The sequence below is a fragment of the Paenibacillus zeirhizosphaerae genome, from assembly GCF_030705605.1.
Lineage (GTDB): Bacteria > Bacillota > Bacilli > Paenibacillales > Paenibacillaceae > Paenibacillus > Paenibacillus zeirhizosphaerae.
In genome coordinates this window covers 151,063-177,114 of sequence record NZ_JAPCKK010000030.1, presented here as the reverse complement: position 1 = coordinate 177,114, position 26,052 = coordinate 151,063, and the positions used below count along the sequence as shown (strand labels likewise).

Below are 26,052 nucleotides of genomic sequence, written 5' to 3'. Positions count from 1 at the left end.
CTGTTCTTGTGTGCTTGGACAAGAACTATATCGTTAAAACTAAAAAGGTACGTATCCCGCGACTTCTTATGTGTGTTAGTTCTTGTCTTCCGACACAAGAACTTGTACCGATTGCCGAGTTAATACCTATTCTATTTCAGATTAACGGCTTCAAAAATTCAATTTTTTTACATATGTCTCGACTGTTTTTTGAAGCATCTTATGCTCAGGACTTATGCCGTTTACTTCCTCTTTTCATCCGCTTGCCCAAATTGTAGCAATAAACTGTATTAATCCCTAGCAAGGACAAGAGCGTTGTTCCATTGTAGAGTTCATACTGCCTTTTTCTCAATAAAAAACAGTTTCAGAGATTAATCAGCCAGATACCAATTCTCCGCTACCGCAAGCTGATGATTACCAAGCTGCACAGCATCATCGCCGCCTAAGCCGTGCAGGTGGAGCCGGAAGACGCCGCACGTTATGCAGGCTGCTCATTTAAGGAACAGCGCTCCCCGACGTTACACAACTATATGTGCCATTTTGACATGCGAAAGCATATTTCGCCATTCGGTCACAAGCCAAATGGAAGCGGTATCAGTCCGGTGGAGTTGGGGCGAGACCGCTTCTTTGTTTGTACCCGCGAGCGTTTTAAACCGAATGTCGCAAACGCCGGCTTTTCATATGAATTTGCCGGGACCAGTGGGCATGCTCACTGGCTTTTTTGGTTTTCACGGCTTCTTTAAAGCTTGACGTCCTTGACAAAATGCAGCAGCTCCTCGGACATTTTAGCAAGCTCCTGGGAGGCCGAGGTGATCTCCTCCATCGTCGCCAGTTGCTGCTCGGTTGCGGCAGACACGCTTATAGCGCCGGAAGACGTTTCTTCAGCCACTTCGGCAACCCCCTGCAGAGAGAGCGCCAGCTTGTTCGTTGCCTCGGACATTTGCTGCGATGCCTCGGATACCGACTCGATTTGCAGGCTCACGGAATTGACGGCCTGCTTGATGTTGGCGAAGGCTTCGCCAGCAACAGATACCGCGGCAATCCCGGCTTGCACAACCTCCGTCCCCTCTTGAACGGATTGGACAGTACGCTCGGTATCCGACTGAATGGAACGGACCAACATGGCGATTTGTTTGCTGGATTGCGTCGATTGCTCGGCCAGCTTGCGTACTTCCTCCGAAACGACGGCAAATCCGCGCCCGGCTTCCCCTGCGCGCGATGCTTCAATCGCCGCGTTAAGGGCGAGCAGGTTCGTCTGCTTGGCAATGCCTGCAATCACCTCTACGATTTTGCCGATTTCATCGGAGCGCGAGCCGAGAATGCTCACCTCTTCAGTAATGTTTTGCACGGTAGTTTGAATATTGCCCATTTGCTCGACAGCCGTTTGCACGGACACGCTTCCGTCTATCGCAGTCTGTGCCGCGATTCGCGATTTCTCGGCGACTTGAGAGGCGCTTGAAGCAATGCTGCCCGCTTCCACGGACATGTTGTTCACAAAAGCAACGCTTTCCTGAATCGCTCGAATCTGCTTCTCGGAGCCCTCGGCCACCTGCTCGATAATTTCGACCACCTGCTCGGTGGCTTTTGTTGTCTGGTCGGCTCCTGCGGTAAGCTGCTCGGATGACGCCGCGACCTGAAGGGCATTTTGCGATACTTGCTCAATCAGGTTACGCAAATTTTGCATCATCGTATTAAAGGAAGTGGCCAGCGTGCCCAGCTCATCACCATTTTTCACGTTCACGGCTTCGCTGGTCAGATCCCCATTTGCAATCAGCTCGGCGGCTTTCGTGATTCGCACAATGGGTTTGGTGATTAACCGGCTGATCACAAACGCAATAACGAAGCCCAAAATAATCGTAGTGACCGAAATAATGATGATCGTCAGCCTCGTTTTGAGTATATGGTCCGAGATCAACGCCATATCCTGTTTTAAAGCTTCTTCCTGAAGCTTGATGTAACGGTCAGCCGTTTCCATGAACTTTTTGATGATTGGTTCGTTTTTGGCGGCGACACGAATATAGTCTTCTACTTTATTCAGTTTTTTGAACTCGATCATTTCCTCGGCGTTGCTCGAATAGTTTTGCTGAAGCAAATCGAGCCCTTGCAAAAGCAGCCAGTCATCGGCATTGGTTGTTACGGCCTGAATCTGTTTGCTCACCGCGTTGTAGCTGCGTACGGCATCACGATATGCGTCTATTTCCGATTCGTCATTCATCAGGAGGAAGTTGGTGATGCTAAGGTTTTCATTTTTGATCGAAAGGCTTAAATCCTTAACCTGACTGACCACGTCAGCGCGTTCCTTCAGCAATTTCTGGTACTTTTCATTAATCGAATCAAGCTCGACATAGTTAAGTGACGCGACAGTTGCGAGCAATAAGAGGACGGATAGGAAGCCGCCATAGAGCTTTTTGCCAATGGTTAGTTTCATCGTTTAGTGTCCTTTCGGCCTAAGAAGCGGCATCTGCGAAAATTTCGTTCGCGCCGTCCCGGAATTGTTTTGCAGATTCCTCTGGCGTCATTTGCCCAAGCAGCATCTTGTTTCTGATTTTGCTAAACAACGTACTGATACTGCTGGACACCAGTGGAACAGGAGGGTCGATCGGACTTGAGTTTTTCTCGACATGCTCCATGTAGACATACTGCTCTCTGTCGCTTCCCTTCATTTGGTCCAGCAAATGCTCACGTACTTTGGCTGTGGCCGGAACACCGCGTTCGCCCAATAAGATTTCGTTCGCTTCAATATCATTAATGAAAAAATCAATAAACAGAGCAGCTTCCTCGGATTGCTTGGTATAGGAAGAGACAGAAAAATACATCGATGGCTTGACGTAGTTTCCTTCGGGGCCGCCCTTAAGCGCCGGGAATGGCAGGAGCTTCATGGCTGTGCCCGACAAGCTGCTGTAAGAACCGACGTTGTTGCTCGTGATTGTGTGGAAAGCGGCTCGCTTGTTGGTGATCAGCGCATCCTTATCGGAGGACAAGGCATTGAGCACATCGGGACTCGCCATCAGCCCCTCATCAATGAGCATTTTCTCCATCTTGAAGAAGTCGGATAAATATTCATCCTTGTCATAACCCAGTCCTTTGCCGTCAGCCGCATAGTAGCTGTCTCCATGTTGCCTAAGATAATAGGCGAAGTCTAGCGCACCAGAACCGATCGGTATAAAATCCGGCTGATTGATTTGTTCTTTGAGCTCCCTCGCTGTCTGAATGAGGTCCTCGTACGTATATCCAGCCGATAGCGTTGGAACGCCCGTCTGCTCGAATATTTCGGGATTGTACATGACGGATTGGGCATTCACGCCAGTAACGATGCCGTAGAGCTTTTCGTCAAACGTGCCCGCCGCGCGTGAACTGTCATCCAAATCGGAAACATCAAGCTTCCCGGAGGCAACCAGATCATCCAGCGGCATAATCAGCTTGCGTTTAATATATTCGTTGATATATTTGTAGTCCATCTGGATAACATCCGGAAAATCCTGATCGGCTGCTTTCATTGCAAGCAGCACCCAATAGTCGCCGTTCGGCGCGTCCGTTGGTTCGACTTTAATGTTTGGATATTTTTTCTCGAATAATTCAATCACCTTCATTGTTCTTTCGTTCCGTCCATCATTGCCCCACCAGGCCACTTTAAGCACTTTTTGACCCTTTGCTGCACCTTCGGCTTGTGGCTGTACGGCAGCTGTTTGACTGGTGCAGCCGGTACCGATCAAAGCCAGGATGATGAGAGTCAGGATAACACCCCGGATGTCTAATGCTGTCTTCACTTATTTCCCCCCTGTGGTCTTTGAAGACCTGTATGAATAACTTCTAACTAATTTATCGGATTTACAAATGTTTTAATTAGAGCACATATATAAAATTCGAAATGGGTGATTTTACGTTGTTAAAAGAATTTAATGCGCTTATATAGAGAAATATAGTTTCGCGAATGTAAACGGTTGCCTGTGTTATCTGATGCCAATCCATTTATCGTTGACTCGTCCCTGCGAAAAAAAATTATATCAGATATAGCAAATTTTAAAAGGGCGTCCCTGAGCCATTTTTAATGACTTTTGGGACACCCCCTAACTTCAAGTGAAACCAGTATAAAAGCAAAGCTTATCAAAAACATCGGAAAAACTCCTATTTCAAGTTTATTCTTTGGTACTTGGTAAGTCTAACAAGGCAATTAATTAAAATCTTGCATTAAGTCATCAATCACTGCTTTTACAGTTCTAATCTCTTTAATTGGGGTAATTCCTGTGCCGACAGTAATATAGCCATCCACTATGTTACCCTCTAGCATACCGATACGCAGACCACTTGCTCCGCCCATTGCTTTTGCTATATCTTCACGACTTGCACCATTTTCATCCATTTCCACCAGCTTGTTCGATAAATTTGTAGGTAAAGAACGGTAGTAGGCTGGTAATGTACGAAACATTTGTAAGTCTTCTGCTGTGGCATCTTCTCCTTTTATAAACTGATTTTTTAATATTACTTCGTATATTTATTTACAGGGTAAGGTAAGCCTAGATTCCCACGAAGTGTGTCGTCCTCATATTCCTTGCGGAATATGCCTTTATCTTGCAAGATGGGAACCACCCATCGGATGAAGTCCTCAAATCCTGCTGGATGATCTTGTCTTATAAGCAAGATATCCATGACGCCTTCTCGATACCAATGTTCTATTTGTTCCGCAACATGCTCCGCCGATCCTATCAACCCAGGTTTAGGCATTCGATAACCTTTAGGCATCCATGATTCGATTTCCCTTAGCCTTTCCAGGGCTTCTTTTTCCGTTTCACCAACGATGGGGTTGTGAGAAGGCATCATCAGTAGGTCATGTGGTGAACGGCCTTGATTTTTCACTTTGCGTTTAAGTTCAGCAGTGAATGCCTTGAGATATTCAAAATCATGCCCAGGCGCCATGATGACTTCGGCATGGTGCGCAGCAATATCCATGAATTCCGGGGAAGTACCAGCTTGAAAGACGACTGGTCTCCCTTGTCTGGATCGACTAATATTTAAGGGTCCCTCTACTGAAAAGTAATTCCCTGTATAATGTAGCGGATGCATCTTACTCGGGTCATAAAATACCCCACGTTCTTTATCACGTATAAAGGCATCGTCTTCATACGAATCCCAGAGGCCTTCAACAATCTCTAGAAACTCTTTTTTCATGGGATAAAGATCTGCTTTCCTTAAATGAGAGCGACTGTAATTGGCTAATCCTCCTGGATTCGAGGTGATCGCATTCCACCCTGCTCTGCCTTTGCTGATCTTGTCGAGTGAGGCAATCTGCCTGGCAACCGTAAATGGGTCAGCATATGAAGTCGCTATCGTTGCGGCCAAGCCAATGGAGTGAGTTACCATACTCAGTGCAGACAAAATGGATACACCCTCAAACATACTTAGATAGTGCGGAATCATACCATGTCCAATATGACTTACGTCTGCCAAAAAGATGAGATCGAACTTTCCCTGTTCAAGTTGTATGGCTTTCTGCACGTAATACTCAATATTTTCACTGGCATCTGCTGGAATAGCGGGATGTCTCCAACCCGTGTAATTCCAACCCACGCCATCAATAATTCCTCCTAATTTAAGCTTTCTTTCTTCCATGGTTGAAATATCTCCTTTGTACGAGTTCACTTATTCCCTTGTGATAAACCTAATTCTTGTGCCAATAATTCATGACCTCTCTTTCGGCTTTCTTGATTAGGATAAAAGTCTGCAATCATGATTTCATCCACCAAACTTGCTTTCGCAAGTTGTTGAAGTTGCTCAGCAACCTGTCCAACACTTCCAATCACAAAGCGATCTTTATTACGTTCCCTAGCCAACTCTTCATGAGGCGTGTATCTGTGATTTTTGGCTTCTTCTGGTGTAGGAAAAGTAAGATTTCTCGTCCCTGTACTGATCTGTGCCCACATTAACTCCGCCGGCCCTGCGATATATTTAGCCTCTTCTTCCGTCTCGGCTGTAATAACGATCGTCGCTAACATACTTTGCGGCTCATTTAAATAGGTCGAAGGTTTAAAATTCGAACGGTAAGCTCTCAACACAGGAATAGCCAATTGCGGTGCCAAATGTGCAGCAAATACCAACCCTAATCCTTTCTCCAAAGCAAAATGTAATCCCCCCTCGCTAGATCCCAGCATAAACATATCCGGAACCATTGATTTATCTCCCGGAGGGTTGATGTGACTAAACGGATGGTTTTCTTTGAAGTTACGGGCAAAGAAGGCAAGCAGATTATCTAATTGCTCTGGAAAATCATTCACCTCCATTAATGCCTGGGATCTTAATAATGCCCACATGGTTCTGCCATCCGTACCTGATGCTCGGCCAATCCCGAGGTCAACACGCCCTGGATACAATCCTTCGAGAAGCGTAAAGTTCTCCATCACTTTCAAGGGACTGTGATTAGGCAACATGATGCCACCTGAACCTACTCGAATGCTTTTGGTGTGAGCTGCTGCATGCAGGCTTAGCAAGTCTGGTGAAGTACTCATCGAGTTTGTCGTGTTATGGTGTTCTGCAAACCAATACCTGTTGAACCCCCACTGTTCTGCTAATTGAACCATTTCCGTCACGTTTTGGAGACTTTCCGTAGCCTCGGTTCCGTTATAGATATGAACAAATTCCAAAATCGAAAGCTTTAGTTCACTTACTGTATTCACATCAGTTACTCCTCTACTATGTTATATTTATTATTTAGCTTGCTAACTATAGGATTAAAAAATATAATGATTACTTAGCCTGCTAATTATAAAACCAAAATAAGTTTATTATTCTTTTACATTTTAGGTAAAATAAAATGATTTTGTTTTGGTTGTTGAGCCAATCATAAGTGCATTCAATTCGTTTGCAAAGAGGGCACTTTAAATGAACATAGTACATCTTTTTGTACCTATAGATTAGGAGTGATATGAATGAGGGTTTGCAATGAAGGTTTTGAACAAGAGTTCATAGATGAAAAAAGTGATATGTACGCGATAGCTTTTACACAGAATGTTCTTTCCGGACGGTGGAAGTATTTTATATTATGGTTTTTAAAAGGTGAAACACGTCGTTATTCGGATATCAAAAAATTCCTTGGAGGTCTATCTCAAGGCTCTCTTACCAAGCAGCTAAAGGAATTAGAGAATGATGGCGTTATTCAACGTGATGTTTATCCAGAGGTTCCTCCACGAGTCGAGTATTCGTTAACAGACAAGGGAATGAAGTTACTACCGATCCTTGAAAAGATGGAGGATTTCGGTAAAGAATACGGCGTGAAACCTGAAATCAATGAAGTTTAGAATAAGAAGAGATCATTTCATGTGCAGGTTCTCTGCAGATGGGACAGCTCTCTTTCCAACCCAGGCGTTCGAACCAGCTTCACGATCAAATCGGCAACGCTTTTGCGGGATACTTCCCGACCTTTGAAAGGTTCACCCTTATGAGTGATTTCATAGTCAATCTCATTCTTATTGGTGAACCAGCCCGGTCTAATTATGATGTAATCCAGATCAGAGGCTTCAATGACTTCGGCAGATTTTCGATAGGGGTCCAAGATCGGACTTATTGAACTCTCCTCATTAATGAATGGTCGTTATTCCAGTACCGTCGGTTGTGACGTTGGCGTCCAGATGTTCTGCGCGCCAATGGGAAGGCGTATCCCCCTCCCATTGGCGAAAAGCCCGAAAAAACGAATTCTGATCTTCATATCCAAGCAGGAATGCAACTTCTTTCAAATCCAGCTTAGGATCCGCCAAATATTCAAGAGCACTCTCTCGCCTGGTGTCAGTCAGCAATTGTTTAAAACTCGTGCCTTCGTCCGTCAGACGGCGCTGCAAGGTACGCTCGCTCATTCCAAGCTCGCTTGCAATGACACGCATGTCGGGCCGGCCCGAAGCAAGATTCTGCTTTAGAATCCATTTCACCGTTTCCGTAATGGAACTGCTGCTGAACTTCTGCTCCAGTGACCGATCGAGCACGGGAGTGAGAATTTCCAAAAGCTCTTCGTTGTATGAGATAAACGGGCGGTCGAGATCGCTTCGGCGAAGGATCAATCGACTTCGCTCTGATCCAACCCGAACGCTGCAGCCGAAGAACGCTTCAAGGGCTTGAACGTTTCCCATGGGGCGAGAAAGTACTACAGCGTGTGCGTTCAAGGGCTTACCGGATCCGCGGCGCCCTAGCTCCACCAACGAAGCTAATGACACCCCGATAAGCATCGGCGGTTCAGGTCGTTCGGAAAAAAGCCACGACAATTCAATAGTACATAACTCGCCTTCCTCGACGATAAGAATCCGTTCGGGAGCGCACAATTGTTTGTACCTTGCCATTCGGTTCAATGCATCGCGATAGTCACGCGCATGATAGGGAGCCATGACACTCGGTGGCAATTGCGCATTTTCGAAATTTGTTGAAAGTTTTATGGTGCTCTCGGCTGGATCCTCTACAATATCGGAGAACGCTTGCCAAAGCGCAAAATATTGGTCCGTTGTAATGAAAGTCTGATCATTCACGATGGTGAGCGGCAGACCCGCTTTACGGACCACATCACTAGGCGCAATATTCAAGTAATGTAAACCCAGCCAAAATCCCTTAGGAATTTTAATACGATCAACGGAGTGTATCTGCATCCCTCATTCGCCTCCTTACGTTTTCCAATCATGAAATATAGTGAAGCTGCCGTTACTCTTGGCAGCTTCATCTAAGTTACTTATGTTTCGTTCCATCGTTACGAGTTTATAGCCTGTCTGTCTTGCCAAGCGAAGGTCGAGGTTCTTTTAGCGATCAACCACTTTCCGTTTTCACAAACGTATTCATCGCGATAATAAACGCCGCTGGTCGTTTTCATTTTTTTATCATCTTCTACGGAAATAAGATCAACCAGACAGTAAAGGGTACCCTCTGCCTTATTTCCATTTATCGACACTTGATGTTGACCATTAAAATGGTACACCGTTTCGAAATTGCTTAGAAAAGCTTCGAAGGCATCTCCCATTTCCTTGGTCCCCTTCAAACTCGAAACCAACTGATCACTCAAGTAGGACTCAACGGTTGCGTCTGCGGTAAAAAGCAATACTTGCTTGCGAATATCTTTCATTTGTAATTTGCAACAATATAAAATCATGCTTCAAGCCAGCGGCTTTACCAGCATTTCAATAGAGCCAAAGGATGAATCCAGAGCTGACATCGATCAATATATCATTTCCGCTGTAATTAAAGCCACTAAACCATAAGTTATGAGAAGCTTAAACGCATGGCAAATGAATCACCGTCTTTATTTTGGCACCTTCGTCGTCGATCCCCGAACGATCAGCTCCGGCTTCAGGACCATGTTCCGCGCAGGCTGGCGTTCCTCCTTCAGCTCTTCAATCAGCAGGTCAACTGCATGACGTCCCAGCTCTTCGATCGGCTGTGCAATCGTCGTCAGCGGCGGGCTGGTTACGGAGGCGAGAATCGTGTTGTCGAAGCCAATGACAGACAACTCCTCCGGCACCCGCAGGTTCAGTTCCTTAGCTGCCTGTAATGCGCCGATGGCCTGAATGTCGTTGCAGCAGAACAGCGCGGTGGGCTGATCGGACTGTCCAAGCAGCTCCAGCACCGCTGCTTTGGCAGCATTCAGCTCTGCCGTCGCTTCCCTGATCTGCTTCGCTTCCAGTGTGTGCCCCGCCTTCTCCAGAACTTCGCGGAAGCCGCGCAAACGTTCTTGACTGCTGCTTACTCTCGCGGGCTCCGATAACACCGCCACACGTGTATGTCCAAGCTCCAACAGGTGCTGCGCCGCCAGTGCACCACCCAGTCGGTCATCAGTGACAACCGTATGGATAGCCAATGAAGGCATATGACGGGCGACCAGCGCTACGGGGATGGACTGCTGCAGAAGCGGTGCCAGGATCTCGGAATTGCTAATGCCTGTTCCAATCATCATGCCGTCGACTTTTTTTTGCTGAAGCAGGTTCAGGTAACGCTCTACCCGCTCATCCTTGTTGTCGGTGCTGCAGATCACGACACTGTAGCCCAACTGCCTGCTCCGGTCCTCCACCGCGCGGGCAAGCTCGGCGAAATACGGATTGGAGATGTCCGGCACGAGCAGCCCAAGCGTATACGTCTGCTTGCCTGTCAGGGCAGCGGCGATAGCGCTGGGCTGATAGTTAAGGCGCTCCATGATTTCCATAATCTCGGCACGCCGCTTGTCGCTGATTTTGCCTTTGCCGTTAATGACCTGAGAGACGGTAGCAATGGACACTCCCGCCTCCCGTGCAATATCGTAAATGGTTGCTTTCATTGTGACTCCCCGTTTGTATTCGTTTATTTCTCATTATGCAGGCGGATACCGCCATAAGCAACCTGATGCAAAGCGGCGGCTCGACCGCAGATGGAAACGAAGAAGGCTTAGCTGGGCTTCATCAGCCAGTCATGGTCCGGGTCATTCCGGAATTTCCAGGTTCGCGTTGGTCCGGCCATCACGTTTAGATAGTAGACCTCATAGCCCGGAGGAGCACCTACCGGGTGGTATCCGCAAGGTACTAGTACAACTTCCCCATTGTTCACCGCAAGAGTCTCATCCACGGAGCGGTCATCGGTATATACGCGCTGAATCGCAAACCCCTGCTCGGGCTCTACACGAAAATAATAGGTTTCCTCCAGTAAGGATTCGTCCGGCAGCGCATCCCGATCATGCTTGTGCGGAGGGTAGCTGGACCAATGTCCATCCGGCGTGAATACCTCTACGACAAGCAAGCTGTCTGCTTCCTTTTGCTCCGGTAAAATGTTGTGGATCTGCCGCTCCAGATTGCCGTACCCGCGTATTTCCACTCCAACGTCCCCCGGCGCAATCAATCGCGCCGGATAGGTGTCCTTGCCCGGTGCCGCACAGATGGCCAGCTCTACGTCTGTCAGTGCCGTAATTTCCACCCGATCCGAGCTTGGAACATACACCGAGTACGGCGGGATTTTTTCGAAAACGCTCATTCTCTTCCCTATATTGTTCCATGTCTGATTCATGGTCGCGACATTCGCCAAACCGCTGAGCAGCACAATGCAGAGCTCCTGCTCACCGCTCTCGCGTGTCAGCGTTTGCCCCTCCGTCAGCTTTGCCACCTGAAACCCGACATAGCTCCACCCCGCAGACTCTGGGGTTACCGTGAGCACCGTTCCATCTTCATCCGGCGTCAACTTAGGTTTGATGATGTATTCTGACATCGTTCTCTTCACTCCCTTCCCTTGGTGATTCTGCAGCCGTTTGTGATCCACTTGCCATCCCTGGTACCTCGCTCAGCTTCACGGGTCTTCCCTGCTGCAACGACTTGCGGGCTGCCAATGCAATGCGCTCCGCCTGTATGGCATCATAGCCGCTCACCATCACAGGGGTATCCTTCAGAATGGACTCGATAAACAGGGCCGTTTCCTGCACATACGCCTCATTGTAGCGTTCCAGGAAAAAGTGCAGCGGCTTATCACGCATCAGGCCTGCCGACGTGCTGATTTCAGCCGTGTTCGGATGGTCGTTGGCGGCCGCAGCGCTTCCGAGTGACCCGAACACTTCCACACGCTGATCATATCCATACACCGCCTGACGGCTGTTATCGATGACACCAACCGCTCCGTTCTCAAAGCTCAGGGTAACAATTGCTGTATCCACATCCCCGTGCTCCGCAAATACAGGATGAATCAGCACATTACCCAGGGCATACACCTCTTTCACCTCACTTCCTGTCAGATAGCGGGCCATATCGAAATCGTGAATCATCATGTCCATGAATATCCCGCCCGACACCCTGATGTACTCTGCCGAAGGCGGACTGGGATCACGTGACGTGATTCTGATAATATGCGGCTCACCGATCGTGCCCGTCTGCACATGCTCACGTATCCGTCTAAAATTATGGTCGAACCTGCGGTTGAACCCGATTTGCAGCTTTACACCCGCCTTCTGTACCGCAGTCACAGCAGCCTGCGTCTGCTGAAGGTCCATGCTGACAGGCTTCTCACAAAAAATATGCTTGCCCGCCCGCGCTGCCTGCTCGATCAGAGGCACGTGAGTGTCGGTGGAGGAGCAGATCAGCACTGCGTCCACCTCAGGCATCGCGATCAGCTTGCTGCTGTCGGTTGTAACGACCGCAATGCCGCGTCTCTCTGCCCAGCTCTCCAGCTCCGCTCCAGCGAACAAATCACTGATGCCCACAATTTCGGCATGCGGATTGCGCAGCAGATTGTCAGCATGGATCTTGCCAATTCGCCCAGCCCCGATAATTCCGATTTTTACTTTGTCCTTCTCCATTCGGTTATCCTCCCCGTATGCATCTGCACTGCGCTCGCTTCGCTGCAAGACTACCAGCGGGCCGTTATCATTTTTTTGCGTGTATAGAACTCAACTCCATCCATACCATTGGCATGCAGGTCGCCGTAGAAGGACTTCTTCCAGCCGGAGAATGGGAAAAACGCCATCGGCGCAGGGACGCCCAGATTAATGCCCAGCATACCCGCATCCATCGTTTCGCGGAACTGCCTCATACTTGCTCCGCTCCGGGTGAACAGACACGCCCCGTTGGCAAAATCCGAGCGGTTGGCCAGCTCCACCGCTTCCTCAAGCGTAGCCACCCTCGCTATCGAGAGCACAGGCGCAAAGATTTCTTCCCGCCAAATCTTCATGCCGCTCTCCACTCTATCAAAGATAGTTGGTCCAATAAAATAGCCGGACTGATCTGCTGCCTTATCCTTCCGGCCATCCCGGATCAGGGCGGCTCCCTCCTGCTCCCCGGACTCAATATAACCGATCGTACGCTCCTTGTGTGGGCCACGGATGACTGGGCCAAGGAAGACTCCTTCGTCCATGCCGTCTCCTATCGTAATTAGGTCAGCGGACTCCACCAGCTTCTGCACAAGGGTATCCGCGATGTCGCCAACGGCAACAACGACCGAGCAGGCCATGCAGCGTTCCCCAGCCGAACCGAAGGCGGCACCCGTGATTTCCTTCACAGCCAGGTCAAGATCGGCGTCAGGCATGACGATGGAATGGTTTTTAGCGCCGGCAAGTGCCTGCACCCGTTTGCCATGCGCAGCGGCGGTGGTGTAGACATATTCGGCTACAGGCTGTGAGCCGACAAAAGAGATGGCTTGAAAATCCTGGTGTTCAAGCAGTCCGTTCACGACGTCATGCGCCCCGTGAACGATGTTCAGCACGCCGTCCGGCAGCCCTGCTTCCTGAAACAGCTCCGCCAGGCGGCACGCCAGCAGCGGTGTACGCTCGGACGGCTTCAGAATAAAAGTGTTGCCGCACGCAATCGCCAGCGGGAACATCCAGCACGGTACCATCATCGGGAAGTTGAAGGGGGTAATGCCTCCCACAACGCCAATCGGGTACCGGTACATGCCCGATTCGAGCCCTGTGGCGATGTCGGGCAATTGCTTGCCCATCATGAGATTCGGGGCGCCTGCCGCAAATTCAACGCATTCGATGCCCCGCTGCACCTCGCCGTAGGCTTCGTTATAGCTTTTGCCGTTCTCCAGTGTCACCAGCCGCGCCAGCTCCTCCCAATGCTCGACCAGCAGCTGCTGGTAACGGAATAAAATCCGCGCACGCCGCGGAACCGGTGTGCGGCTCCAGGGAGCAAAGGCCTCCTTGGCCGTGCGCACGGCCAGATCAAGATCCGCCCGCTCAGACAACGGCACGTAAGCAATGACCTCCTCCGTCGCTGGATTCACGACCGGCTCGGTGCGGTTGCCCGCCGGGGTGACCCAGGCACCTCCGATCCAATTTTGTACGTTAGTAATCTCCGTCTGCTCCGTTAATGCTTCTTTTCCCATTATCCTGTCTCCTTTGCACCTTCGTCCTATGACACTGTGATCTCTCCCCGATTGCAGCGTTCGATATAATCGTTTACCTGTTCCACCGTCGGCATCGCATCCGAGCAGCTGTGGCTGGAGATGACGATACATGCGGCCGCACTGCCATAGCCCATGCTCTGTTCAATCGGCCATCCCTGCATCAGACCGTACAGGAATCCGGCTGCGTAGGAGTCGCCTGCCCCGAACGTCTTGACCACCTGTGCCGGATAGCTCTCCGCACGATGGGACAGTCCTTCGCGGGTGTACGCGATGGAGCCCTGCTTGCCATGCTTGATCACAACGATTTTCGCCGCAAAATCAAACCACTTCTGCGCCGTCAACGAATCGCTGTGCTCCGGATTAGGATCAAACGTCTCCATCATGTCGAATTCCTCGCGCGTACCCAGAATGATATCGCATTTCTCGGCAGCAAGGTTGTAATACACCGCCGTCTCCTCCGGTGACGTCCATGTATAGGGACGATAGTCAAGGTCAAACACAATCACGACTCCATGCCGCTTGGCATAGGTCAGTGCCTGAAATACCGCCTCCCGGGATGGACTCTGTGCCAAGGCCGTCCCCGAAATCAGCAGCACCCTGGAATCGGCAATCAGTTGCTCCTGCACCTCGTGTGACTGCAGCTTCAGATCAGCGACATGGTCACGGTACATGAGGATGCTGCAATCGGTTGGACTTTTGATCTCGGTAAAAGCCAGCCCGGTCACTGCCCCGGTATCATCTGTCACGACATTGGACGTGTCGATGCCGTTGTTCTCCAGATAACGATGGATGAATCTGCCCATCTGATCATTCGCGATTTTGCCAATGAAGGCCGTCTTCATGCCCAGCCGGGACATGCCGATGGTGATGTTGGCCGGAGAGCCGCCAACGTATTTCGTGAATGTCATCGTCTCTTCCATCGGACGGTTGATCTCATTGGCATTCAGGTCGATGCACAGCCGCCCGATCGCCGTGAAATCCAGCCTCCTGGAAGCAGGAAAGGATACATAGCTCATGCCTGGGGACTCCTTTCTGTACTGGACTGCTGCTGAATCAGGGAATTAAGATATTCCAGGGAACGGCTCGCATACGCATAAGGATTATGGATTGCCGGGTCCTGCTCTCCTTCGAGCATCGCCCAGCCGTCATAACCTCTGGTGATCAGCTCCTGCAGGATCGGGCCAAAGTCAATGCAGCCATCTCCAGGCACCGTAAATACCCCTTTGCGAATACAGCCGACAAAATCGCTCTGCTCGGCGCGCGCCTCCTCCAGTACATGTGGACGGACATCCTTGAGGTGGATGTATGCGATCCGGTCATAATGCTTGCGCAGCACCTCAAGCGGATCGGCACCGCCATAGTAGGCATGGCCCGTATCATACAGCAGATACACCAGATTAGGGTCAGTTAGCTCCATCAGCCTGTCGATCTCCTCCGGTTGCTCCACCACCGTGCCACCATGATGATGGTAGGTCAGCTTCAGCCCATGCTCACGGGCAATCGCTCCTGCCGCATTCAGCCCTTCCGCCAGGCTACTCCATTCCTGCTCGCCCAGCCTCAGCACTTCTTTTTCATGCGGTGTTCTCCGTGGATCAAAATGCAGGGAGCCCCCTACCTCAGCCGTGCTGATCACCACACTTCCCATGGACTGCAGAAATTCGGCATGGCGGCGATAGCTGTCCAGCTCGGACTGCCGGTAGGCCGGATCGGAGAACAGCATCGATTTCCACTGGGAGACCAGACTAATACCGCGCTGGCTCAGCTCTTTTCTCAGAACCTCCGGATCTGTTGGAAATTTACGCCCCATTTCCGTGCCCGTCAGTCCAAGACGCTGAATATCATCCAGAATCTGTTCACACGTCGTATCTTCACCGTGCTCCTTCACATCCTCGCCAACCCAATTGATTGGATGAATGCCGAGCCGGAACGGCAGCTTGCTCATAGCTTCACGTCTCCTTTGTGATTCGATTTAGACGAGCCTTGCTTTAGCGCGATGCTCCTGCATGACACCATGAGACTGAACGACTCTTTCCGCGGTGGACACTTCGGGAACACCCACGTTCCACCACGACTCATAGCCGCCGGTATTGGTGCCGGGAACGACCGGGATTTCAATCAGCGTGGTTACGGTTTCAGTTTGTGCCGCTCGGAGCGCCTGCTCCAGTTCCTTGGCGGTCTCCACCCGGTAGCCCTTGGTCCCCAGGCTGCGGGCATGGGCGGCAAAATCCATCCGCATATACTCCCCAGTCAAGCGGCCCGTGTCTGCTTCCCGGTAGCGAAATTCATTGCCGAACCCGTCACTACCGTGTTCCCGCTGCAAATTGTGAATGCACTGGAAGCCATTGTTGTTGAATAGCAATATCGTGATTTTGCGCTGCTCCTGCAGGCTGGTAACCAGCTCGGAATGCAGCATCAGGTAGCTGCCATCACCCACCATGGCGTACACCTCGCGCTCCGGCTCGGCCAACGCCGCTCCCAGCGCTCCGCTCACTTCATAACCCATACAGGAGAACCCGTATTCCATGTGATACGTCTTTGGCTCCGCAGACCGCCACAAACGGTGTAAATCACCGGGCAGGCTGCCTGCCGCGCACACGATCACCGAGGATGGCGCAATCGTCCGGTTGATGACACCAATCGCAGCAGTCTGTGCCAGCCCCGCCTCATGTCCAAGCCCGTACAGCCGCTCCACTTCAGCATTCCACGCCTGACGCAGCGCGGCAATTTCGGAATCCTCGTATCCGCTGTAGTACTGGCGCTGCTGCAGGACCGCCTGCAGGGCCTGCATACCTTCCCGCGCATCGGCCAGAATGGCCTCTCCACCTAGCTTCGCGGCATCCATACCGTTTAGATTGATATTGACGAACGCTACATCTGGATGCTGAAAAGCAGACCTGGACGATGTCGTAAAATCCGAAAACCTTGTACCGACACCGATGACGACATCCGCTTCCCTGGCCAGCCTGTTGGCGGCCAGAGAGCCAGTTACGCCGATGGCCCCCACATTGAGCGGGTGGTCCCACGGCAGAGCGCTCTTGCCTGCCTGTGTCTCGGCGACCGGAATGCCAAATGCCTCGGCGAAGGCAGCAAGCTGCGTGGACGCCTCGGAATAGAGCACGCCACCCCCTGCGATCAGCAGCGGCCTGCGACCACGGGCGATCTGCTCAGCCGCCCGTGCCAGCGCGGACTGAACCGGAGGGCGGCGGTCCAGGTAATGCACTCGCCGTGCGAAGAACGCCGCAGGGTAATCATACGCCTCAGCCTGCACATCCTGCGGCAGCGCCAGCGTCACTGCCCCGGTCTCCGCCGGATCGGTCAGCACCCGCATAGCGTTGGTGACAGCCGACATCAACTGCTCGGGGCGCACGATGCGATCCCAATATTTGCTGACGGTCTTAAACGGATCGGTGGCAGAGATCGTATAGTCGCTGCCCACCTCAAGCTGCTGCAGCACCGGGTCCGGCTCGCGTGAGGCAAAATTGTCACCAGGCAGCAGCAGCACGGGAATCCGGTTGACCGTCGCGGTAGCCGCCGCCGTGATCATATTCAAGGCGCCCGGCCCAATGGAGGTGGTGCAGGCGTAAATCTGCCTGCGGTTTTTCTGTTTGGCATAGGCCGCTGCGGTGTGCACCATGCCCTGCTCGTTTTTGCCCTGCAGGTAGGTCAGACTTCCCGGGCTGCGCTCCAGCGCTTCCCCGATGCCGGTCACATTGCCGTGCCCGAATATGCCAATGACGCCTTTTACAAACTTGGTTTCCACCCCATCTACGGAAATGTACTGCTGATCCAGATAACGGAGCAAAGCCTGGGCCATCGTCAGCCGAATCGTTGTCATGGATGAACCGTCTCCCTTCTCCTCGAGGTTAAGCGCTTAATCTAACAAAGGTTAAACGCCTCTCCATTGAAGGTTAAGCGCTTAATTTCATCAATAAGCGTGGTCCCTGATATAAGAGAAGCCAATGCGCATATCTTCAAAATAACTAAGGGCTTGCCCCTTCTCCGCCTTCTCATGGGATTGTACTCGTACAAAAAATAAAAGTATCAAAATCCCGATAGCCGCCGTAACGACATCGATAAAGAAAATAATTTCAATAGGAGCTGCCGTCATCAAAGCACCGCTAAGCATGGGGGACAGCAGCATGACAGCGGACTGCAGACTGCTCAAGATCCCGTTCACTTTGGTAAGCTTGTCCCCGGGCACCAATTGCGGCAGTAGCGCGCCGACCGTAGGGGTTTGTACTCCTGTTCCCAACGCTCGTATGCCTGCTACTACGAAGAGCAGCCAGGTCGAATGATATCCCGCCAGAAACAAGATGGCGAGTACTAGCGTGGATAAGGCAATGATTGAATCGGACCAGATAATCAGTTTTTTTCGGTTGTAACGGTCGGCCCAAACTCCTGCAAATGGCGATAGGATGAAGGTAGGCAGAAAACCGCAAAGAATGTAGACGGTCATCATGATGCCCGATTGGGTGCTCAGCGTGATATACCACATAATGGAATACTGCACCAATGATGATCCAAATAGAGATATCGTCTGGCCGGATAAGAAGAGCGTAGTGTTTCTTTTCCAGTTCTGTTTTGAATCCATGTGTCCGCTCCTTAAAATTGAAGTATGTGATCTTCATACGCTGGAATTCTTCTCCAAAATTGTACTTAAAGCTTGTCCCAGTGTCAATTCATGTAAGGAGTCAAATTAAAAAAAATCGGCTCCTCCTATGAGGAACCGACCCTGTAGTAAATTTTGATCACTGAGCCACTTCATCCATGTACACGACTTCCCAGATGTGTCCATCCGGGTCCTGAAAGCTCCAACTGTACATGAAGCCATGATCGCTTGGATCATTGGAAGGCTTGGCACCCGCTTCCAGCGCCTTGTTCACAATCTCATCCACCTGTTCGCGGCTTGCAGCAGAAATAGCTAGAATGACCTCTGTGCTGGTGCTGGCATCCACTACATCCTTTTTCGTAAAGCTTTTGAAAAAGGGCTCCACCAGCAGCATCGCAAAAATGTTGCTGCCGATAACCAGACACGCTGCGTTATCATCGGTAAACTGCAGGTTGAATTCAAAGCCGATATCCGAAAAGAACTGCTTGGACACTTGCAAATCTTTTACCGGAAGGTTTACAAAGATATCCTTGGATGTTAATGCCAATGTGATCACCTCATGGTCAGAATGTGTTTCCGATCCATCATAACAGCTTTTGCAAAAAGCAACAAATTATGCTTAACGAATTCTCCCCGCTGCTATTTTAGGAGACGTGAAACTGCTGTCCGTCCAGCACTTCCTCTACATAACCTGACCGGATCACAAAGTCGCCAAAATGCTCGCCCTCATGACGTTCCTTGGCATAACGGTTAATGATCGGCTGCAGCGATTCCAGAATTTCGGTCTCTCCGATGTTTTCCTTATACAGCTTATTCAAACGGTTGCCTGTAAATCCGCCGCCCAGATACATATTATACTTGCCGGGCGCTTTCCCTATAAAGGCGAGCTCCGCCAGCATCGGACGGGCGCAGCCGTTCGGGCAGCCGGTCATACGGATCACAATATCCTCATCCCGCAGTCCGGCCTCGTCCAGCATCGGCTCGATTTTGTCAAGCAATGTCGGCAAATATCGTTCGGATTCGGCCATCGCAAGGCCGCAGGTCGGCAATGCCACACAAGCCATCGAATTTCTGCGCAGAGCAGAGTAATGGATGCCATCGGTGAGATCGTATTCACTGATCAGCCGCTCTATTTTTTTCTTCTTCTGACTGCTGATGCCACCGATAATCAAATTCTGGTTTGGCGTCAAGCGGAAATCGCCGGTGTGGATCTTGGCAATCTCACGCAGTCCAGTCATCAGCAGATAATTTTCCTCGTCCTTGATTCTCCCGTTCTGGATGAACAACGTAAAATGCCATTTCCCATCGCTGCCCTTGACCCAGCCGTACCGGTCTCCATTATTGTCAAAATGATAGGGACGCGCCTCTGCAAGACTCCAGCCCAGACGGCTGCTTAATTCCTGCACGAACCAATCGAGACCACGGTCATCAATCGTATATTTGAAACGAGCATGCTTCCGCACTGCCCGGTCACCGTAGTCTCTTTGAATAGTTACGGTCTTCTCGGCAACCTCAATCATTTGCTCCGGCGTGCAGAATCCGATCACCTTGGATACCTGCGGATAGGTTTTGTGGTCACCATGGCTCATGCCCATGCCGCCCCCAACCGTTACATTAAAACCTTTCAACTGGCCGTCCTCCACGATGGCGATGAACCCCAAATCCTGTGAGAAGACATCCACGTCATTAGACGGCGGGACCGCAATACCGATCTTAAATTTGCGCGGCAGGTATACAGGGCCGTAGATCGGCTCCTGCTCTTCTCCATCCCGGCTGTCGGCAACCTTCTCGCCGTCCAGCCAAATTTCATGATACGCTCTGGAGCGCGGATCCAAATGATTGCTCACCTTGCATGCCCATTCATACACCTCGCCATGAATATCAGATTGATGGGGGTTCGGACTGGCCATGACGTTGCGGTTCACGTCACCGCAAGCGGCCAGCGTGCTCAGCAGTGCATCGTTGACTTCGCGGATCGTATTTTTCAGATTCCATTTCAGCACCCCGTGCAACTGGAAAGACTGGCGTGTCGTCAGGCGGATTGTACCGCTACCGTATTTATGAGCAATCCGGTCCATCATCAGCCATTGCTCGGGTGTGACCACCCCGCCGGACGCACGCACACGCAGCATAAATTGGTAGGCAGGTTCAAGTTTCTGCTTGGCCCGTTCATTCCGCAGGTCTCTGTCATCCTGCATATAGCTGCCATGATGCTTCATCAATCGGTTGTCATCTTCGGGAATGGACCCGGTGATCGGGTCCTGAAGCGTTTCGCTCAAGCTGCCACGCAGGTAATTACTGCGGCGTTTGATATCCTCGACGTCGCTGTGCGGCCGGTCATGCGGCGGATAGAATTGATTTTGTGCCATACTTGCATCTCCTCTCGTCATCATAGGAACTGTCGTCTAATATACGTCCCGCTGATAACGTTTTTCCTGTTGCATACGAATTAGATACTCGGAAGCTTCCTCTGGGCTCAACCCGCCCTCTTGCTCCAGGATGGTTCCAAGGGCGGCATGAACGTCATGCGCCATCTTTTTCTCATCACCGCAGACGTAGATATAAGCGCCTTCCTTCAGCCATTGATATAGCTCACCGCTCTTTTCAAGCATCCGGTGCTGAACATATACTTTCTGGTCAGTGTCACGGGAAAACGCCACATCCATGCGGGTAAGGACACCATCCTTGAGCCAGCGCTGCCATTCCACCTGATACAAAAAATCCGTGCTGAAATGCTGATCCCCGTAAAAGAGCCATGTTCTCCCTTCTGCCCCTGTCTCTTCACGTTCGCCAAGAAACGCTCTGAACGGAGCTACGCCCGTGCCCGGGCCGATCATAATTATCGGCGCATCCGTATTGTCCGGCAGCTTGAAGCTCGGATTATGCTGAATGTACACTGGCAACTGATCGCCGGGCTGAATGCGCTCCGCAAGCTGTACGGAACATACGCCGTACCGATTCCGCCCACGGGCTTCATAACGGACTGTCCGTACCGTCAGATGCACTTCATCCGGGAAGGCCTTCGAGCTGCTGGCAATCGAATATAGACGGGCAGGCAGTTTACGCAGTATTCCTGTGAATGCTGAAGCGGTAACACCCTTCAGGCTGTAATCCTGGACAAGGTCCAGCAGATCTCTGCCTTCAATATAGCTTCTCAGCTCCTGCTCCTTGCCTGGCTCTAGCAGCTTGGAGATTCCACTGTCAGGTACGAGCTGCGCTGCCTGTTCAAGCAACGGTTTGGTCAGAACTGTGATTTCATAATGGCGCAGCAGCGCATCACGCAGGGCCAGCGCATCGCCATTCTTTAGCGTAATTGATTCTTCCGGCTTCCACCCCATCGTCTCGATCAATTCGTCCACTAGACGAGGGTGATTTTCCGGATAAATCCCCAGGCTGTCCCCTGGCTCATACTGCAGATTTGATCCTTCCAGGGACAGCTCGATATGTCTGGTTTCACGGTCAGAGCCGCGGCCGTTCAGATTCAGGTTCTCTAGAACCTCCGCATAGTAAGGATTAGATCGCGAATATTCCGTTTCCGCACTGTCACCAATAGCCAAGCCTGCTGAAACGGCAGAGGCTGCTGCTGTCGAAGTTTGACCTAGCGCCTGCACCACCTGATTCATCCAGTCCGCTGCTGGCTCGTCAAAATCAACATCACAGTCCACACGCGGAACGATCCGCTGGGCACCCAGCTCCTCCAGACGCTTGTCGAAGTCTTTACCTGTCTGGCAGAAAAACTCGTAGGACGTATCGCCCAGCGCCAGCACGGAATAACGCAGCTCTTCCAGTTGCGGAGCCCGTTTGCTGTACAGAAATTCATAGAAGGCTATCGCGCTATCCGGCGGATCGCCTTCACCGTGGGTGCTGACGAGGATCAGCAGGTTTTGCAGCTTCTTCAATGTATTCGACTTAAAATCACCCATGGAGGAGAGTGTCACCTGAAAACCGCGTTCCTCAAGCAGCTTGGCTGTTTTCTTCGCCAAATTGCTGCTGTTGCCTGTCTGCGATCCGAAGAGGACCATTACCTCCCTGGACACACTGGTCGCTGCTGGGAGAGATACCTCGGGAGCGGCTTCAGCCGTGGCATTCGGAGCCGCAGTACTCTGGAGGGCTGTAAGGTATCCGCTCAGCCAGATGCGTTGTGTCGGTGATAGCGTAGGCAACACACGATTCAGCAATTCCGTTTGTTCCTGATTAAAAGGGCTATTAGTTACTTGCAATTCCAACGATATCCCACCTCACAAAGCTGCTGTAATATTAATTCCAAGTATTTTGATCCAAATTATTTATTCGCTCTTTTGAACCTATCACAGCAGGCGGTGCAGGTCAATTATATTCATCTTATATGTTTTATCAATTCTACTGATAATGAAGTAAAACGCGAGGATTTTGCTTGCCTTGCTATAACGTAATAAGATAAACTTGAACATATGTTCTCATTTAATGATAATATGTAAGCTATATAGGATTTAAACCAGTAGCAGGAAAGGATGAAGAAGCCCTATGAACAGCCCCCGCTGGACGGACCACCCGGATGGCGTCACTTTAACCGTGCCGGTTGAATTCAGCTTCCAGGAGAACCTGAAGTACCTTGCCAGAAGCACTAACGAATGTATGCTGCAAATTCGTAATGGCAAAGTCTATAAAGCAATTCCGGCCGGACAAGACATCGTAATGGTTGAAGTTGGACCAGATGAGAGCAATCAGCTACATGTCCGGTTTTTAGGAAAAACAGAGAGCCTGGACAAGCCGTCACGAACGGAGATCGCACATCATATACATGATTGGTTCGATCTGGGCAGGGATCTTGCCCCATTTTATGAAATGGCTAAGTCAGACGCGTTGCTGAGCAAGGCCGCCGAGTCGTTCTACGGTCTCCGTATCATCGGAATTCCCGATTTGTTTGAAGCGGTCTGCTGGGGCATCATCGGACAGCAGATCAACCTTGCGTTCGCCTATACATTAAAGAGGCGGTTCGTAGAAGCATACGGCAGCTCCGTATCGTGTGAAGGAGAGCCGTATTGGATTTTTCCCGCTCCGCACCGGATTGCAGCTTTGACGGTAGATGAACTGAAGGCTTTAAGCTTCAGTGCGAAGAAAAGCGAATATCTTATTGAAGTCGCCCGCCGGATCGCAGACGACCAATTAAATAAGGAGCTGCTATTAGAGACAGGCGACATCAAGCAAGCGGAGCAGATGCTGACCTCCATCCGTGGTATCGGTCCCTGGACAGCCAACTATGTATTAATGAGGTGCCTTCGCTTTCCCTCCGCTTTTCCGATAGATGACGTGGGGTTGCATAATGCGATAAAAGCACTGCTGGGCTCTGAACGCAAGCCGACCAAACGGGAGCTGCAGCATCTGTCTGCCCATTGGGCACCATGGGAGGCTTATGCGACTTTTTATTTGTGGAGGGTGCTCTATTAATCAGAACAGGGTGGCTCCTTGGTCCAGATTTCATTGGCCGTTTCAATAACCAAACGAATCTTGTCCCACTGCTCCTCCTCTGACAGCAGGTTGCCTTCCTCGGTCGAGGCAAAGCCACACTGCGGACTCAGGCAAAGCTGATCGATATGTACATACTGTGCGGCTTCTGCGATTCTGGCCTTAAGCTGCTCTTTACTTTCCAGCCCGCCATGCTTAGTTGTGACAAGCCCGAGGACGACGAACTGATCACGGATATGACGCAAAGGCCGGAAATCACCTGACCGCTCGTTGTCATACTCCAGGAAGAAAGCGTCCACCTTCGCATTCGAGAACAATTGCTCGGCTATTGCCTCATACCCTCCTGACGCAAACCAGGTGGATTGGTAATTGCCCCGACACACATGCAGCGCGATGGTCATGTCCTGCGGTTTGTCCATTATGCTTTCATTGATCAGGCGCACATAATCTGCCGCAAGCCGGTCAGGGTCCATACCAAGTGATTGCAAATGCTCCCGGTGCCTCTCACTGCACAGTGTTCCCCAAGCGGTGTCATCCAATTGAAGATAGCGGCAGCCCGCTTCGTAGAACGCTTGAATAACTGACCGGTATACATTAACGATATCGCGGTAAAGCTCTTCCTGGTCGGCATAAACCTCATTTCCGTTATAATACTGGACGAAATGAAACAGCGACGGAGACGGGATGCACATCTTCGCAACCGAAGCTCCCGCCAGGGCATGGAGCTGTTTAAAATGCTCCACCATGGGATGCTGGTCATAGGCTATTTTATCCACAATTTGAAAGGATTCCGCACGTGTCCCGGCTTCGACCCGTCCGTTTCCCCGGTTGAGTGAAATCTTACGGGTGCCTTTAATTCCAAGGAAGAAATCGAGGTGCCACCAGGAGCGACGGAATTCCCCATCCGTTATCGCACGAAGTCCAAGCTCTTGTTCCCTGCCGACCAGCCTGGCGATCTCTTCATTCTCCACGTCCAGTAGCTGCTGTTGGGTCATTTCACCCGCTTCCAAGCGCCGTCGCGCTTCCTTTATGCTCTCTGGCCGGAGAAAGCTGCCGACGATATCATAACGAAACGGCGCTGTGTTTCTCTTTGTCCCCATGATTGATGTAGGCATATATTTCCTCCTGGACTATAGTAAAAAGTGATTAGTATTAAAGAAATATCCGGACACCAGATCGTTCAGCAGCTCAATGTAAGCTGCCGCTATCTGGCTTGGTCTGCGCTCTTTGTGCGCAATCCACCCGACCGTGAACATTTCGCCATTCTCCACCGGAAGTGCAATGACTGCACTTCCGTTCAGCTCTGAGGCCAGAAGCCCTGTACCGATGGTATAAGCGTCTGTGCCTGTCAACAAATTGGATAGGGTGGCTCTGTCGTTCACTTTAATGCTTTTATCGATACGGGCCGCACTCAGCATTTCCTCGGCAAAGTGCAGTGAGTTGTTGTCTCCCTGCTCAAAGCTAATAAAAGGATACGACGAGATTTCGTTGAGCGAGATGCTCTCCCTGCCGGATAAAGGATGGCCATCACGTATGAATACATGCGGATGTGTGTTAAAAAGCGGCGTGAATTTTAAGCTCCCGTCACTGAAAAGCTTGTTCAACACCTTGGAGTTGCGTTCACTCATGTACAAAATTCCGACATCACTGCGCAGGGTCCTTACATCATCCACAATTTCATAGGTTTGTGTCTCCCGCAAATGGAAGCTGTAGTCGCTCAATTCGCTTTGCTTCGTCAGCCTCACAAATGCATCCACGGCAAAGGCATAATGCTGGGTAGATACGGCAAAACGGATTTTGCTGTGCTGCTTTCCGCTGTAGCGATTTTCGATAAAATCGGCCTGCTCAATCATTTGTCTAGCATATCCCAGAAACTCCATTCCTTCAACGGAGATGCTGATGCCGCGGTTAGTTCGCTCAAAAATGGAAATGCCCAGCTCGTTCTCCAACTCCTTGATGGCATTGGAAAGGCTTGGCTGTGAGATGAACAATCTTTTGGCCGCCTCACTCATGGAACCACAGCTCGCTATTTCGATGGCATACCGCAGTTGTTGAAGTGTCAAATCGGTTTCTCTCCCCCCGCCAGATCTTCCCGCAAATATTTTGCGGTTTTCTTATCCCCTTTTAACGCCCGCTCCCGGGCACGCAGCAGCGCATGAATCTGTGGCGGCGATAACAGGAGTATACCAGCCAATTCCCGTTCCCAA

The 26,052-nt window shown here is 50.8% G+C and carries 23 protein-coding genes and 1 pseudogene; 2 read left to right on the top strand and 22 right to left on the bottom strand.

All coding sequences use genetic code 11. The annotated features are described in order from the left end of the window. Positions 1–718: 718 nt before the first annotated feature. The 5 genes from OIN60_RS18745 to OIN60_RS18725 all read right to left on the bottom strand — a co-directional run bounded on the left by OIN60_RS18745 (position 719) and on the right by OIN60_RS18725 (position 6,647). Positions 719–2,407 carry a methyl-accepting chemotaxis protein gene (locus tag OIN60_RS18745; protein WP_305756389.1) on the bottom strand — a complete coding sequence of 563 codons (1,689 nt, stop codon included), beginning with the start codon at positions 2,405–2,407 and terminating at the stop codon, positions 719–721. 19 nt (positions 2,408–2,426) lie between these two features. After that, entirely contained in the window at positions 2,427–3,746 is a 1,320-nt protein-coding gene (locus OIN60_RS18740) for an ABC transporter substrate-binding protein (protein WP_305756388.1), read from the bottom strand. 404 nt (positions 3,747–4,150) lie between these two features. Next, positions 4,151–4,405, bottom strand: a complete 255-nt coding sequence (locus tag OIN60_RS18735) for a hypothetical protein (protein WP_305756387.1) — start codon at positions 4,403–4,405, stop codon at positions 4,151–4,153. A gap of 53 nt (positions 4,406–4,458) precedes the next feature. Beyond that, a complete protein-coding gene (locus OIN60_RS18730) occupies positions 4,459–5,586 on the bottom strand; it encodes an NtaA/DmoA family FMN-dependent monooxygenase (protein ID WP_305756386.1) in 1,128 nt (375 codons plus the stop codon). Between the two features lie 26 nt (positions 5,587–5,612). Further along, complete coding sequence (locus tag OIN60_RS18725) at positions 5,613–6,647, bottom strand: LLM class flavin-dependent oxidoreductase (RefSeq protein ID WP_305756385.1); 1,035 nt, start codon at positions 6,645–6,647, stop codon at positions 5,613–5,615. 252 nt (positions 6,648–6,899) lie between these two features. Here OIN60_RS18725 and OIN60_RS18720 point away from each other — a divergent pair, with 252 nt between their 5' ends. Next, complete coding sequence (locus OIN60_RS18720; RefSeq protein ID WP_305756384.1) at positions 6,900–7,268, top strand: winged helix-turn-helix transcriptional regulator; 369 nt, start codon at positions 6,900–6,902, stop codon at positions 7,266–7,268. Positions 7,269–7,285: 17 nt separating this feature from the next. Here the strand turns inward: OIN60_RS18720 and OIN60_RS18715 are convergent, their stop codons facing one another. The 14 genes and pseudogenes from OIN60_RS18715 to OIN60_RS18650 all read right to left on the bottom strand — a co-directional run bounded on the left by OIN60_RS18715 (position 7,286) and on the right by OIN60_RS18650 (position 22,626). Then, positions 7,286–7,534 (bottom strand): NAD(P)H-binding protein, encoded by a 249-nt coding sequence (locus OIN60_RS18715; RefSeq protein WP_370872546.1) that lies wholly within the window; start codon positions 7,532–7,534, stop codon positions 7,286–7,288. Positions 7,535–7,547: 13 nt separating this feature from the next. Further along, positions 7,548–8,597 carry a helix-turn-helix transcriptional regulator gene (locus OIN60_RS18710; RefSeq protein WP_305756383.1) on the bottom strand — a complete coding sequence of 350 codons (1,050 nt, stop codon included), beginning with the start codon at positions 8,595–8,597 and terminating at the stop codon, positions 7,548–7,550. A gap of 98 nt (positions 8,598–8,695) precedes the next feature. Continuing rightward, the gene (locus OIN60_RS18705) at positions 8,696–9,064 is read right to left on the bottom strand and encodes a nuclear transport factor 2 family protein (RefSeq protein ID WP_305756382.1); all 369 of its coding nucleotides are present in this window, start codon (positions 9,062–9,064) and stop codon (positions 8,696–8,698) included. Positions 9,065–9,241: 177 nt separating this feature from the next. After that, positions 9,242–10,249, bottom strand: a complete 1,008-nt coding sequence (locus OIN60_RS18700) for a LacI family DNA-binding transcriptional regulator (protein ID WP_305756381.1) — start codon at positions 10,247–10,249, stop codon at positions 9,242–9,244. Between the two features lie 107 nt (positions 10,250–10,356). Further along, positions 10,357–11,166: a 5-deoxy-glucuronate isomerase gene (gene iolB / locus OIN60_RS18695; RefSeq protein ID WP_305756380.1), complete on the bottom strand. Its 810-nt coding sequence runs from the start codon at positions 11,164–11,166 to the stop codon at positions 10,357–10,359. Then, positions 11,141–12,244: an inositol 2-dehydrogenase gene (gene iolG / locus OIN60_RS18690; protein ID WP_305756379.1), complete on the bottom strand. Its 1,104-nt coding sequence runs from the start codon at positions 12,242–12,244 to the stop codon at positions 11,141–11,143. The genes iolB and iolG overlap by 26 nt, the downstream gene beginning before the upstream one ends. 50 nt (positions 12,245–12,294) lie before the next feature. Further along, the gene (locus OIN60_RS18685; RefSeq protein WP_305756378.1) at positions 12,295–13,770 is read right to left on the bottom strand and encodes a CoA-acylating methylmalonate-semialdehyde dehydrogenase; all 1,476 of its coding nucleotides are present in this window, start codon (positions 13,768–13,770) and stop codon (positions 12,295–12,297) included. 26 nt (positions 13,771–13,796) lie between these two features. After that, on the bottom strand, positions 13,797–14,807 hold the full coding sequence (iolC, locus tag OIN60_RS18680) for a 5-dehydro-2-deoxygluconokinase (protein ID WP_305756377.1): 1,011 nt from the start codon (positions 14,805–14,807) through the stop codon (positions 13,797–13,799). After that, entirely contained in the window at positions 14,804–15,733 is a 930-nt protein-coding gene (iolE, locus tag OIN60_RS18675) for a myo-inosose-2 dehydratase (RefSeq protein ID WP_305756376.1), read from the bottom strand. Before iolE ends, iolC begins: the two co-directional genes overlap by 4 nt. A 27-nt stretch (positions 15,734–15,760) precedes the next feature. Continuing rightward, positions 15,761–17,626, bottom strand: a complete 1,866-nt coding sequence (iolD, locus tag OIN60_RS18670; protein WP_305756375.1) for a 3D-(3,5/4)-trihydroxycyclohexane-1,2-dione acylhydrolase (decyclizing) — start codon at positions 17,624–17,626, stop codon at positions 15,761–15,763. Between the two features lie 93 nt (positions 17,627–17,719). Next, positions 17,720–18,382: pseudogene (locus tag OIN60_RS18665) on the bottom strand (MFS transporter); the annotation flags it as partial. A 157-nt stretch (positions 18,383–18,539) separates the two neighbouring features. Beyond that, complete coding sequence (locus OIN60_RS18660; protein ID WP_305756374.1) at positions 18,540–18,947, bottom strand: VOC family protein; 408 nt, start codon at positions 18,945–18,947, stop codon at positions 18,540–18,542. Positions 18,948–19,044: 97 nt separating this feature from the next. Continuing rightward, positions 19,045–20,769 (bottom strand): assimilatory sulfite reductase (NADPH) hemoprotein subunit, encoded by a 1,725-nt coding sequence (cysI, locus tag OIN60_RS18655; RefSeq protein WP_305756373.1) that lies wholly within the window; start codon positions 20,767–20,769, stop codon positions 19,045–19,047. Between the two features lie 36 nt (positions 20,770–20,805). Then, positions 20,806–22,626: an assimilatory sulfite reductase (NADPH) flavoprotein subunit gene (locus OIN60_RS18650; RefSeq protein WP_305756372.1), complete on the bottom strand. Its 1,821-nt coding sequence runs from the start codon at positions 22,624–22,626 to the stop codon at positions 20,806–20,808. Between the two features lie 277 nt (positions 22,627–22,903). Here OIN60_RS18650 and OIN60_RS18645 point away from each other — a divergent pair, with 277 nt between their 5' ends. Continuing rightward, positions 22,904–23,827, top strand: a complete 924-nt coding sequence (locus tag OIN60_RS18645; RefSeq protein WP_305756371.1) for a DNA-3-methyladenine glycosylase family protein — start codon at positions 22,904–22,906, stop codon at positions 23,825–23,827. Here the strand turns inward: OIN60_RS18645 and OIN60_RS18640 are convergent. The 3 genes from OIN60_RS18640 to OIN60_RS18630 are packed head-to-tail and all read right to left on the bottom strand — an operon-like array spanning position 23,824 to position 26,039. Further along, a complete protein-coding gene (locus OIN60_RS18640; protein ID WP_305756370.1) occupies positions 23,824–24,960 on the bottom strand; it encodes a 5-methyltetrahydropteroyltriglutamate--homocysteine S-methyltransferase in 1,137 nt (378 codons plus the stop codon). The genes OIN60_RS18645 and OIN60_RS18640 overlap by 4 nt on opposite strands. A gap of 15 nt (positions 24,961–24,975) precedes the next feature. Then, on the bottom strand, positions 24,976–25,908 hold the full coding sequence (locus OIN60_RS18635) for a LysR family transcriptional regulator (RefSeq protein ID WP_305756369.1): 933 nt from the start codon (positions 25,906–25,908) through the stop codon (positions 24,976–24,978). Next, positions 25,905–26,039 (bottom strand): CysS/YqeB C-terminal domain-containing protein, encoded by a 135-nt coding sequence (locus tag OIN60_RS18630; protein WP_305756368.1) that lies wholly within the window; start codon positions 26,037–26,039, stop codon positions 25,905–25,907. Before OIN60_RS18630 ends, OIN60_RS18635 begins: the two co-directional genes overlap by 4 nt. Positions 26,040–26,052 lie beyond the last annotated feature (13 nt).